Origin of the sequence: Mycobacterium decipiens (assembly GCF_963853665.1) — a bacterium.
In the GTDB taxonomy this organism is placed as follows: Bacteria; Actinomycetota; Actinomycetes; order Mycobacteriales; family Mycobacteriaceae; genus Mycobacterium; species Mycobacterium decipiens.
Map to the genome: position 1 here is coordinate 4,471,011 of NZ_OY970459.1, position 14,196 is coordinate 4,485,206.

Below are 14,196 nucleotides of genomic sequence, written 5' to 3' on the forward strand. Positions count from 1 at the left end.
TCACATTGCCTCACGGACAAACAATTGCCTGAGCTGTACGCCGTACCCACCGACCGATTCGGCAGTCAGCATTTCATTATGCGTGCAGTCGATCGAGTACACTGCAGTCTCGCCGGTGACGTACGGTTGCCAACTTTGCAGAAGAAATGGACTGCGATCGCCCTGATCCCGCGCAGCAGAAAATATCACTGCGTCACCCTCGAAAACGGCGGGTTCGTGTGAACGATACAATGTCACGTTGCTATTGTGGTTCCGAATAAGCATATCCACCAGCCGCTTGTAGCGAGCGAAATCTGTGACTCCGCGTTCGCGAAGTAGCTCTTCCATTTCCGCGTGGGTAAGCGAGTCATTCGGTTCCGGTATTCCTATACCGTAGAATCGCAGAACTTCTTCGAGCATCTGCTTCTCAGCTGAAACCTGGTCTTGTAGCGCGACGCTGCTGTCGATTTCGGGTTGAGCGTCGAGAAGTATCAGGCGTGTGACTGCGCAGCCGCGTCGCTGAAGCTCGATGGCCAGCTCATGAGCGACGACGCCGCCAAAGGACCAGCCGAGAAGATTGTAGGGTCCGGTAGGATCAATCGCTTGGATCCTGTCGGCATAGTTTTTCGCCATATCGCGAATTGACCTAGGTTCAGCTTCTTCCCCCTGCAGGATTTGTTGAATTCCGATGATCGGGCACTCCAAGTGGGCGCCCAGAACCTGATACGGCCAACTCACCCCACCCGCGGGGTGAACGCAAAACAGCGGAGCGCCGGTACCCTCCCGCAGAGTTTGAACCGGGAGCATGTCTTGGGTGGAAGCAGCATCGGTGTGCAGCCGCTGACTCAAACTTCTCACTGTGGGCGCCTCGAACACGGTGCGCACCGAAAGGCCGGTATCCAGGCTGGTGTTGATCGCGGCGATGAGGCGCATCGCTGAAATGCTGTCGCCGCCCAGCGCGAAGAATGGATCGTCGACCCCGACCCGGTCAAGCCCGAGGACTTGGGCGTAGATGCCGGCCAGGATCTCCTCGGTGGGCGTGGCCGGGGCGCGGTACTCACCGGCGCCGTATTCCGGTGCCGGCAGGGCCCGAGTGTCCAGCTTGCCGTTCACCGTCACCGGCAGCGCCTCCACCACCACCACCGCCGCCGGCACCATATAGCCCGGCAGTAGCTGCCCCAGCTGGGTGCGAATCTCGGCCGGGTCGGCGGTGCCGGTGATGTAGCCCACCAGGCGCCTATCCCCCGGGCGATCCTCACGCGCGATCACCGCCGCCTGCCCCACCCCATCCAGCCCGGACAACACCGCCTGCACCTCACCACACTCGATGCGATACCCGCGGATCTTGACCTGCTCATCGGCACGCCCCAGATAATCCAGCTGCCCATCAGCACGCCAGCACACCAAATCCCCGCTGCGATACATGCGTGTTCCGGCACCGCCAAATGGGCAGGCCACAAACCGCGATGCGGTCAACCCCGCCCGGCGCACGTAGCCGACCGCCACCCCAGTACCGGCCACATACAATTCGCCAACGACCCCCGGCGGCACCGGACGCAACCACCCATCCAGGACAAACAACGCCGCCCCGGCCACCGGCGACCCGATTGGCGGCGTCCCCGACCCCGCCGCTAGAGGCGCACTAGTCGACGCATACACCGTCGTCTCGGTCGGGCCGTAGGCGTTGATCATCGCCCGCCCGGGCGCCCACCGATCCACCAGCTCGGCCGGACAGGCCTCAGCGGCGATCACCAATGCCGCCGACTCCAACCCGTCCGGGGAGAGCACCCCCACCGCGGACGGGGTTTGACTCAAGACGCTGACGTTTTCGGCAACCAGCAAGGCGTGGAAGCGTTCTGGTGAGCCGGCCACCGACTCGGGCACCACCACCAGCCGCCCACCATGCAGCAACGCACCCCAAATCTCCCACACCGAATAGTCGAACGCATACGAATGACATTGCGTCCACACCTGATCCGGCGCCAACTCCACGCCAGCCAAATCACGCTCGAACAGCCGGGTCACATTGTGGTGGGTAACCGCAACACCTTTGGGCACCCCGGTGGTGCCCGAGGTGTAAATCAGATAGGCGATCTCGTCGGGGGCCGGCGACGGCGGTGTCGTGCTGGGTTGGGTGTCAATCCGGGCATCGGTGACATCGATGAGCACCACGCCATGGCCGTCGAGACGGTCGGCTAGATCAGTAGTGGTGACCGCGGCAATCGGGGAGACATCGGTGAGCATGAACCCGATCCGCTCTGCCGGCAACGCCGGGTCGATCGGCAGATAGGCAGCCCCGGTCTTGAGCACCGCCACAATCGCCATGATCGCCTCGGCCGACCGCGAAAACAACAGTGCCACACACTGTCCCGGACCCGCACCATGGGCAGCCAACAAGTGCGCCAACCGGTTCGCGGCCTCATCGAGCTCCCGATAGGTCCATGAACACTCACCACAGCTAAGTGCCACCGCCTCCGGCGTGCGAGCAACTTGAGCGCTCAACAGCTCTGGAATCGACATCGGCGTGGCCGGCTGGGTCAACACCACCCGATTCCCGATCTCATCCACCCGGGCACGCTCGGGCTCATCGAGCAGATCCACCGACGACAACCGCCGGCCCGGATCAGCGGTCATCGCCACCAACACCCGCCGCAACCGCCCAATCAACGCCTCAATACGGTTCGCATCAAACACATCGGTGTCGTATTCGACACGAAAGCCCAACTCGTGGCCCGGTATGGCTTGCACCGTCAACGGGTAGTGCGTGGACTCATGGGCAGTGACATCACTGATGGCCAACCCGTCGAAACTTGACAACGCGGCGCTGTCGATCGGGTAGTTCTCGTAAACGAACAGGGTGTCAAAAAGGCGGTCGCGGCCCACGGCGCGGTGGATCTCGGGTAGCGCCAGATGCTGGTGCTCAAGGGTGTCATTATGAGCGCTTTGCAGCTGGTCCAGCAGATCGATGGTGGTCGATTCTGCGGTGATGGTCGCGCGCACCGGCACCGTGTTAATCAACAGGCCCACCATCGATTCCTCGCCGACCACCTCGGCCGGCCGACCCGAGACCGTGGTGCCAAATACCACATCGTGCTGGCCGGTCAGCCACATCAGCAGCTGCCCGAAGGCGACCTGCAACACCGTGCTGACCGTGGTGTGGCATGAACGCGCCAGCGCGCCAAGGGCCCGCGTGATCTCCGCGGACACCCCAAGTCTTTCGACGCCTCGGGTGCCCCGCCCCAACCTGTGCTGCGGGCCGACCAGCGTGGGGATGTCGAAGCCGGCCAACACCTCACCCCAGGCCGCACGGGCGGCATCGAGGTCTCGACCGGCCAGCCAGGTAATGAATGCCCGATACGACGCGGCCGCAGCCAGCGGCTGCCCGCAATAGCTGGCGAATATCTCCCCCATCAGGATCGGCAACGACCAGCCATCAAGCACAACGTGATGACTCGTCAGCACAAACCGATGCCGGTCCGCTGCGGTACGGATCAAGGCCACCCGAAAGGCCGGACCCCCAGCCAGGTCGCAGACCGCCGCGCGTTCGGCGGCGCACAGCCGCTGGATCTGATCACCAACGTCGAGGCCGTCGGCGGGTAGTTCGAGATGCTGCCAGGGCACCACGGGATCGGCCGGGATGATCTGCACCGGCTCGTCGAACTGTGAGGCGAATCGGGCCGCCAGGTGCGGATGCCGGGTGACTACCGTACGCACCGCGTCGCGCAGCCGGTGCGGGTCGAGGGCACCGGCCACGGTGAACTCCAGCTGCACCGCATACAGATCGTCGCCGTCGCCCCGCGCGGTGCTGGCGTGAAAGAGCAGACCCCGCTGCAAGGGGGTCAACGGCAAAATATCGGCGATCCGGTAGTGCTGGCACAGCTCATCGATCTGCTGCTGGCTCAGACGGGCGGGAGCGATATCGGACGGGGTCAACCCGCCCCCACCGCCTCGCACATGGGCGCAGATGCCGGCCAGGGCCTCACCCCACAACCGGCTGAGCCGGCCGACCTGCGCACGATCAAGGGCCGACGGCGCCCACATCCAATCGGCGCGCAGGCGCGGGCCGGCCTCGGTGTCGACGGCACCGGCGTTGAGCAATACGGTGTGGGTCAGCGGCATCGGCGTCGCGGTGGCCGCGCCGGCGACCGACAAGCCTTCCGGGCAGACCCGCCACAGACTTTCGGACACCGCCGTCGCCGCGCCGCCCATACGCATGCGCCCCAGGTAGTTGAACGCGATCGCCGGGTCGGTCCCGTCGAGGTCAACGTTGTCGTTCAGGTAGCGCAGCAGACCATAGCTCAGCGGATCCGGTAGGGCGCGCAGCTGCTCTTTGGCGTCCTTGATCACCCCGCCCAGCGCCGCCTCGCCAGCCACCACCTGCGCCCAACCCAACCCACCCACCGACCCCGCGACGTTTAGAGACACCGGGTATTTGGTGGTAAACCAGCCCACCGTGCGCGACAGGTCCACATCGGCAGCCAATTCCTCGTGGCGGCCGTGGCCCTCCACGTCGATACCGATCGGCGCGCCGCCATCGCCCACAAACCCGACAAACTCGGACACCGCCAACCCGACCGCAATCAACAAAATGTCTTGCACCCCGGCATGAAACGCCGCCGGAACCTCAGTGAGCAGCACCCGGGTCGTTTCGGCATCCAGTTCCACCGTCAAATGCCCGGCAGTGGCGAATGTATCCACGTCCGGGCGCACCGCCGGCAACACCGCACGGGTCGCCGCCACCTGGCGCCAAGCCTCGGCCTGAACCACAACGCTTGGGGCATGGGCGTGCTCGGCCAGCAGCGACGCCCACCGCTGAAACGACGTCCCGCCCGCCGGCAACGCCACCGGCTGCCCGCCGTGATGCTGGCCCCAAGCGATATTCAAGTCCTCCAACAGAATTCGCCACGACACCACGTCGACGGCCAGATGGTGAATGATCAACACCAACTGACCACTAGAGGCCGCCCACAGCGCGCTGAGCATCACCCCGGCCGCCGGGTTCAACCGCGACCGCGCTCCCGCCACCGCCGCATCGGACAACACATCCACCGCTTGCAGGCAGTCGCGGGCAGCCACCGACCCCGACTCAGGTACCTGCAACGACCAACCCCCCGCCACCTCGTCGACGCGCAGCCGCAGCATCGCATGCCGATCCAGCAAGACCTGCAACATGACCACCACATCGGCCTCGGTGACCCCCGCGGGAGCCTGCACCACCATGGTTTGGTTGAACTGATCAACCGGGCCCGGCAGGCCCTGCAGCCAGCGAATGATCGGCGTCGCGACCACCGACCCCACACCCTCATCGATCACTCCGGTGGCCCCGTCGGCGACCTCGGCCACCCGGGCCAGCCGGGCCACGGTCTGCTCCACGAAGACATCGCGGGGCCGACACATCACGCCGGCGGCCCGGGCCCGCGCCACCACCTGCATCGACAAAATGCTGTCCCCGCCCAGCGCGAAGAATGACTCATCAACCCCAACCCGCTCCACACCGAGGACATCGGCGTAGATGCCGGCCAGGATCTCCTCGATGGGCGTGGCCGGGGCGCGGTACTCACCGGCGGCGTATTCCGGCGCCGGCAGGGCGCGGATGTCGAGTTTGCCGTTGGGGGTCAGCGGCAGCGCGTCCACCACCACCACCGCCGCGGGCACCATATAGCCCGGCAGCCGCTGCCCCAGCGCGGCGCGCACCACCTGCGGATCGGCGGTGCCGGTGATGTAGCCCACCAGGCGCCTATCCCCCGGGCGATCCTCACGCGCGATCACCGCCGCCTGCCCCACCCCATCCAGCCCGGACAACACCGCCTGCACCTCACCACACTCGATGCGATACCCGCGGATCTTGACCTGCTCATCGGCACGCCCCAGATAATCCAGCTGCCCATCAGCACGCCAGCGCACCAAATCCCCGCTGCGATACATCCGCAAACCCGCCGCCCCGAACGAACACGCCACAAACCGCGACGCCGTCAACCCGGCACGACCCAGATAGCCCACACCAACCCCAGCACCGGCCACATACAACTCACCGACCACCCCGACCGGCACCGGCCGCAACCACCCATCCAGCACAAAAAATGCCGCACCGGCCACCGGCGAACCAATCGGCGGCGACCCCGACCCCGCCGCCAACGGCGCGCTCTTAGACGCCCACATCGTCGTCTCAGTGGGGCCGTAGACATTGACCATCACCCGCCCCGGCGCCCACCGATCCACCAACTCAGCCGGACAGGCCTCGGCACCGATCACCAACGCCATCGACCCCAAACCCTCAGGCGACAACACGCTCACCGCAGAAGGGGTCTGAGTGAGCACACCGACCCGTTCACTGACCAGTAGGTCGTGGAAGTCTTCCGGGGAGCGGGCCACCGACTCGGGCACCACCACCAGCCGCCCGCCATGCAGCAGCGCACCCCAGATCTCCCACACCGAAAAGTCGAAGGCATAGGAATGGCATTGCGTCCACACCCGCCCGGGCGCCAATTGCCCGCCGATCTCCAGTGCGTCGAACAGCTGGGTGACATTGCGGTGGGTGACCGCCACACCCTTGGGCACCCCGGTGGTCCCCGAGGTGTAGACGATGTGAGCAATGTCATCGGCAGCCGGCGCCGGCAGCGCCGTGCTGGACTGGGTGCCAATGCGGGGATCCCCGATATCACCGACATCGATGACCACCAGGTCGTGCCGGTCCAACCGATCGGCCAACTCTGCGGTAGTGATCACCGCGATCGGCGCGGCATCGGCAACCATGAACCCGATCCGCGCCGCCGGTAACCCCGGGTCGATCGGCAGATACGCCGCCCCGGTCTTGAGCACCGCCAAAATCGCCACGACCGCCTGCGCCGACCGCGATAGCAACAGCCCGACACACCGTCCCGGGCCCGCCCCATCACCAACCAACAAGTGCGCCAACCGATTAGACGCCTCGTCGAGCTCCCGGTACGTCATCGACCGGCCCTCACACACCAGCGCCACCGCCCCCGGCGTGCGCTCAACCTGCCCGGCGAACAACCCCGGAATAGACACCCCGACCGCCAGCCCGGCAGCGGTCAACACCGCCCGGTTACCCCACCCATCCAGGCGGGCGTGCTCAGCCTCCTCGAGCAGATCCACCGACGACAGCGCCGTCGTGGGATCGGCGGTGACCGCCACCAACACCCGCTCCAACCGCCCGATCAACGCCTCAATACCGCCGGCATCGAACACATCGGTGCGAAACTCCACCCTGCCGCCGATCCCGGCGGGCTCACCGGCCTCACCCCAGCGTTCGGCCAGCGTAAACACCAGATCCATACGAGCAGACTGCGTGTCTAGCGACAGCGGCGTGACCTGCAGATCACCCAGGGTCAGCTCAGCGGCGGGACCGCTGGTGTGCCCGGGGAAGTTCTGCCAGCCCAGCATCACCTGGACCAGCGGGTGATGGGTCATGCTTCGGGTGGGGTTAAGCCGCTCCACCAACACTTCGAAGGGCACGTCTTGGTGCTCGTAGGCGGCCAGGCTGCGCGCTCTCACCTGAGCTAACAGGTCAGTGAAGGTGGGATCACCGGCCAGATCGACCCGCAACACCAAGGTATTGACGAAAAACCCCACCAACTCATCCAGCGCCGGATCGCGGCGCCCAGCGATCGGGAACCCCACCGCCACCTCAGAGCTGGCACTGATCTTCGACAACAGCACCGCCAGCGCGGCCTGCACCACCATGAAACTGGTCGCATTGTGCTCACGCGCCACCCGAGCAACCCGCCGCTGCAGCTCCGCCGGCCATTCCACGCTTACCTGGGCACCGCGATGATCGGCCACCGGCGGATAGGGACGATCGGTGGGCAGCTGCACGCGATCGGGCATTCCGGCCAGCGCGTCCTGCCAGTAGGCCAGCTGCCCACCGATGCGGCTTTGACTGTCGTCGAGTTCACCGAATTGGGCGCGCTGCCACAGCGTGTAGTCGACGTACTGTACTGGTAAATCGGCCCATCCGGGGGCCTGCCCCGCGCATCGGCTGGCATAGGCCACACCCAAATCGGCGGTCAGCGGCGCCAGTGACATGCCGTCAGCGGCGATATGGTGCACCACCAGCAACAAAATGTGTTCATCGTTTCCGACACCGAAAAGCCGTGTTTTAACCGGTATTTCGGATGCCAGATCAAATGTGTAGTGCGCCGCCGCACCGATGGCTTCATCCAACCGGCTTGCCGACCATCCGGTGGCATCAACGACCTCCAAGCCGAAATCCGCCTGTTCCATCGGCATTACCAGCTGCTGCGGTATTCCCTCCTGCGCCGGGAATAGGGTGCGCAGGCTTTCGTGGCGGCCCACCACATCGCCCAGCGCCGCACCCAGCGCGTCGGCATCAAGCCGGCCGTGCAACCGCAGCGCCGTCGCCACGTTGTAGACCGGTGAAGGTCCCTGCAACTGATCGATAAACCACAACCGGCTCTGCGCGAACGACAACGGAACCACCGCCGGGCGCTCAGCCGCCACCAGCCGCGGCAGCCGGCCGGCACCCTCTCCGATACGCGGCGCCAACTGCGCCACTGTGGGCGCCTCGAACACGGTGCGCACCGAAAGGCCGGTATCCAGGCTGGTGTTGATCGCGGCGATGAGGCGCATCGCTGAAATGCTGTCGCCGCCCAGCGCGAAGAATGGATCGTCGACCCCGACCCGGTCAAGCCCGAGGACTTGGGCGTAGATGCCGGCCAGGATCTCCTCGGTGGGCGTGGCCGGGGCGCGGTACTCACCGGCGCCGTATTCCGGTGCCGGCAGGGCCCGAGTGTCCAGCTTGCCGTTCACCGTCACCGGCAGCGCCTCCACCACCACCACCGCCGCCGGCACCATATAGCCCGGCAGTAGCTGCCCCAGCTGGGTGCGAATCTCGGCCGGGTCGGCGGTGCCGGTGATGTAGCCCACCAGGCGCCTATCCCCCGGGCGATCCTCACGCGCGATCACCGCCGCCTGCCCCACCCCATCCAGCCCGGACAACACCGCCTGCACCTCACCACACTCGATGCGATACCCGCGGATCTTGACCTGCTCATCGGCACGCCCCAGATAATCCAGCTGCCCATCAGCACGCCAGCACACCAAATCCCCGCTGCGATACATGCGTGTTCCGGCACCGCCAAATGGGCAGGCCACAAACCGCGATGCGGTCAACCCCGCCCGGCGCACGTAGCCGACCGCCACCCCAGTACCGGCCACATACAATTCGCCAACGACCCCCGGCGGCACCGGACGCAACCACCCATCCAGGACAAACAACGCCGCCCCGGCCACCGGCGACCCGATTGGCGGCGTCCCCGACCCCGCCGCTAGAGGCGCACTAGTCGACGCATACACCGTCGTCTCGGTCGGGCCGTAGGCGTTGATCATCGCCCGCCCGGGCGCCCACCGATCCACCAGCTCGGCCGGACAGGCCTCAGCGGCGATCACCAATGCCGCCGACTCCAACCCGTCCGGGGAGAGCACCCCCACCGCGGACGGGGTTTGACTCAAGACGCTGACGTTTTCGGCAACCAGCAAGGCGTGGAAGCGTTCTGGTGAGCCGGCCACCGACTCGGGCACCACCACCAGCCGCCCACCATGCAGCAACGCACCCCAAATCTCCCACACCGAATAGTCGAACGCATACGAATGACATTGCGTCCACACCTGATCCGGCGCCAACTCCACGCCAGCCAAATCACGCTCGAACAGCCGGGTCACATTGTGGTGGGTAACCGCAACACCTTTGGGCACCCCGGTGGTGCCCGAGGTGTAAATCAGATAGGCGATCTCGTCGGGGGCCGGCGACGGCGGTGTCGTGCTGGGTTGGGTGTCAATCCGGGCATCGGTGACATCGATGAGCACCACGCCATGGCCGTCGAGACGGTCGGCTAGATCAGTAGTGGTGACCGCGGCAATCGGGGCGACATCGGTGAGCATGAACCCGATCCGCTCTGCCGGCAACGCCGGGTCGATCGGCAGATAGGCAGCCCCGGTCTTGAGCACCGCCACAATCGCCATGATCGCCTCGGCCGACCGCGAAAACAACAGTGCCACACACTGTCCCGGACCCGCACCATGGGCAGCCAACAAGTGCGCCAACCGGTTCGCGGCCTCATCGAGCTCCCGATAGGTCCATGAACACTCACCACAGCTAAGTGCCACCGCCTCCGGCGTGCGAGCAACTTGAGCGCTCAACAGCTCTGGAATCGACATCGGCGTGGCCGGCTGGGTCAACACCACCCGATTCCCGATCTCATCCACCCGGGCACGCTCGGGCTCATCGAGCAGATCCACCGACGACAACCGCCGGCCCGGATCAGCGGTCATCGCCACCAACACCCGCCGCAACCGCCCAATCAACGCCTCAATACGGTTCGCATCAAACACATCGGTGTCGTATTCGACACGAAAGCCCAACTCGTGGCCCGGTATGGCTTGCACCGTCAACGGGTAGTGCGTGGACTCATGGGCAGTGACATCACTGATGGCCAACCCGTCGAAACTTGACAACGCGGCGCTGTCGATCGGGTAGTTCTCGTAAACGAACAGGGTGTCAAAAAGGCGGTCGCGGCCCACGGCGCGGTGGATCTCGGGTAGCGCCAGATGCTGGTGCTCAAGGGTGTCATTATGAGCGCTTTGCAGCTGGTCCAGCAGATCGATGGTGGTCGATTCTGCGGTGATGGTCGCGCGCACCGGCACCGTGTTAATCAACAGGCCCACCATCGATTCCGCGCCGACCACCTCGGCCGGCCGACCCGAGACCGTGGTGCCAAATACCACATCGTGCTGGCCGGTCAGCCACATCAGCAGCTGCCCGAAGGCGACCTGCAACACCGTGCTGACCGTGGTGTGGCATGAACGCGCCAGCGCGCCAAGGGCCCGCGTGATCTCCGCGGACACCCCAAGTCTTTCGACGCCTCGGGTGCCCCGCCCCAACCTGTGCTGCGGGCCGACCAGCGTGGGGATGTCGAAGCCGGCCAACACCTCACCCCAGGCCGCACGGGCGGCATCGAGGTCTCGACCGGCCAGCCAGACAACAAAGTTGCGATACGGCGCGGCCGCAGCCAGCCGCTGCCCGTAGTAGGCCGCGAATATTTCCTGCAACAGGATCGGCATCGACCAGCCATCAAGCACAACGTGATGACTCGTCAGCACAAACCGATGCCGGTCCGCTGCGGTACGGATCAAGGCCACCCGAAAGGCCGGCCCCCCAGCCAGGTCGCAGACCGCCGCGCGTTCGGCGGCACGTACCACTCGGACCTGCTCGTTAAGGTCGAGGTCATCACCGCCGCCGTCGAGGTCGACATACCGCCAGGGAGCCACGGGATCGGCCGGGATGATCTGCACCGGCTCGTCGAACTGTGAGGCGAATCGGGCCGCCAGGTGCGGATGCCGGGTGACTACCGTACGCACCGCATCGCGCAGCCGGTGGGTGTCGAGGGCGCCGGTCACGGTGATATCCAGCTGCCCCGCATACAGATCGTCGCCGTCGCCCCGCGCGGTGCTGGCGTGAAAGAGCAGACCCCGCTGCAAGGGCGTCAACGGCAAAACATCAGCGATCTTCATATTGCCTCTGAAGCTCGTCGATCTGCTGCTGGCTCAGACGGGCACCGATATCGGATGGGGTCAACCCGCCCCCACCGCCTCGCACATGGGCGCAGATGCCGGCCAGGGCCTCACCCCACAACCGGCTGAGCCGGCCGACCTGCGCACGATCAAGGGCCGACGGCGCCCACATCCAATCGGCGCGCAGGCGCGGGCCGGCCTCGGTGTCGACGGCACCGGCGTTGAGCAATACGGTGTGGGTCAGCGGCATCGGCACCGTCGTGCTGGCGCCGGTGACCGACAAGCCTTCCGGGCAGACCCGCCACAAATCACCGGAGAGCTCGGCCGCTGGACCGCCGAGACGCCCCAGGTAGTTGAATCCGATCGCCGGGTCGGTCCCGTCGAGGTCAACGTTGTCGTTCAGGTAGCGCAGCAGACCATAGCTCAACGGATCCGGTAGGGCGCGCAGCTGCTCTTTGGCGTCCTTGATCACCCCGCCCAGCGCCGCCTCGCCAGCCACCACCTGCGCCCAACCCAACCCACCCACCGACCCCGCGACGTTTAGAGACACCGGGTATTTGGTGGTAAACCAGCCCACCGTGCGCGACAGGTCCACATCGGCAGCCAATTCCTCGTGGCGGCCGTGGCCCTCCACGTCGATACCGATCGGCGCGCTGTCGTTGCCCACAAACCCGACAAACTCGGACACCGCCAACCCGACCGCAATCAACAAAATGTCTTGCACCCCGGCATGAAACGCCGCCGGAACCTCAGTGAGCAGCACCCGGGTCGTTTCGGCATCCAGTTCCACCGTCAAATGCCCGGCAGTGGCGAATGTATCCACGTCCGGGCGCACCGCCGGCAACACCGCACGGGTCGCCGCCACCTGGCGCCAAGCCTCGGCCTGAACCACAACGCTTGGGGCATAGGCGTGCTCGGCCAGCAGCGACGCCCACCGCTGAAACGACGTCCCGCCCGCCGGCAACGCCACCGGCTGCCCGCCGTGATGCTGGCCCCAAGCGATATTCAAGTCCTCCAACAGAATTCGCCACGACACCACGTCGACGGCCAGATGGTGAATGATCAACACCAACTGACCACTAGAGGCCGCCCACAGCGCGCTGAGCATCACCCCGGCCGCCGGGTTCAACCGCGACCGCGCTCCCGCCACCGCCGCATCGGACAACACATCCACCGCTTGCAGGCAGTCGCGGGCAGCCACCGACCCCGACTCAGGTACCTGCAACGACCAACCCCCCGCCACCTCGTCGACGCGCAGCCGCAGCATCGCATGCCGATCCAGCAAGACCTGCAACATGACCACCACATCGGCCTCGGTGACCCCCGCGGGAGCCTGCACCACCATGGCTTGGTTGAACTGATCAACCGGGCCCGGCAGGCCCTGCAGCCAGCGAATGATCGGCGTCGCGACCACCGACCCCACACCCTCATCGATCACTCCGGTGGCCCCGTCGGCGACCTCGGCCACCCGGGCCAGCCGGGCCACGGTCTGCTCCACGAAGACATCGCGGGTCCGACACATCACGCCGGCGGCCCGGGCCCGCGCCACCACCTGCATCGACAAAATGCTGTCCCCGCCCAGATCGAAGAATGACTCATCAACCCCAACCCGCTCCACACCGAGCACATCGGCATAGACACCGGCCAGGATCTCCTCGATGGGCGTGCCCGGGGCGCGGTAACGATCGACATCCTGGTATTCGGGCGCCAGCAGGGCCCGTTTGTCGAGTTTGCCGTTCACCGTCACCGGCAGCGCCTCCACCACCACCACCGCCGCCGGCACCATATAGCCCGGCAGTAGCTGCCCCAGCTGGGTGCGAATCTCGGCCGGATCAGCGGTGCCGGTGATGTAGCCCACCAGGCGCCTATCCCCCGGGCGATCCTCACGCGCGATCACCGCCGCCTGCCCCACCCCATCCAGCCCGGACAACACCGCCTGCACCTCACCACACTCGATGCGATACCCGCGGATCTTGACCTGCTCATCGGCACGCCCCAGATGGCGGAGCTGCCCATCGGGACCCCAGCAGACCAAATCCCCGGTGCGATACATGCGTGTTCCGGGCGCTGCCGGCCCCCCGAACGGACACGCCACAAACCGCGACGCGGTCAACGAAGCCCGGCGCACATACCCACACGCCAGTCCGGCACCGGCCACATACAACTCACCGACCACCCCGACCGGCACCGGCCGCAACCACCCATCCAGCACAAAAAAGCCAAGATGCGCCAGCGGCACCCCGATGGGGCTCACGGTGCTATCGACATCGCCGACGACGATCTTGCGCAACGACGCATGCACCGTCGTCTCGGTGATGCCATACATGTTGATCAACCGAGGTAGTCCCGGGTGGTTGTCCAACCAAGTTTCAAGACGCGGGGGTTCTAGCGCTTCGCCGCCAAACACCACCGTCTGCAGTTTGAGCTGGTCTCCCAACTCGGGCGATGGCGATGCGGACAAGCCAAGCCACTGTGTTACCTGACGTTCCATCGCCGTGGACGTGGTTTGCCACCAGTGTTGCGCATCAGCGGTCTGCAGTGCATAGAACGCCGAGGGCGTCTGGCTTAACACACTGACCTGTTCAGCAACCAACAAGGCGCGCAAGTCTTCCGGTGAGCCGACCACTGAGTCGGGAACGACCACCAGCCGCCCACCACCGAGCAGCG

The 14,196-nt window shown here is 65.8% G+C and carries 2 protein-coding genes (1 of these 2 cut by a window edge); both read right to left on the reverse strand.

The features are described from left to right. Positions 1-11,529: an amino acid adenylation domain-containing protein gene (locus tag AADZ55_RS19795; RefSeq protein WP_341286230.1), complete on the reverse strand. Its 11,529-nt coding sequence runs from the start codon at positions 11,527-11,529 to the stop codon at positions 1-3. Continuing rightward, positions 11,516-14,196, reverse strand: the 3' portion of a protein-coding gene (locus tag AADZ55_RS19800) for a non-ribosomal peptide synthase/polyketide synthase (protein ID WP_341286231.1). It continues 17,290 nt past the right edge of the window; the window shows 2,681 of its 19,971 coding nt (coding positions 17,291-19,971); its start codon lies beyond the right edge, outside the window — the gene reads right to left on this strand; the stop codon is at positions 11,516-11,518. Before AADZ55_RS19800 ends, AADZ55_RS19795 begins: the two co-directional genes overlap by 14 nt.

Coding starts and splice junctions, on each gene's coding strand:
- AADZ55_RS19795 (WP_341286230.1), bottom strand. CDS start 11,529: ATGAAGATCGCTGATGTTTTGCCGTTGACGCCCTTGCAGCGGGGTCTG.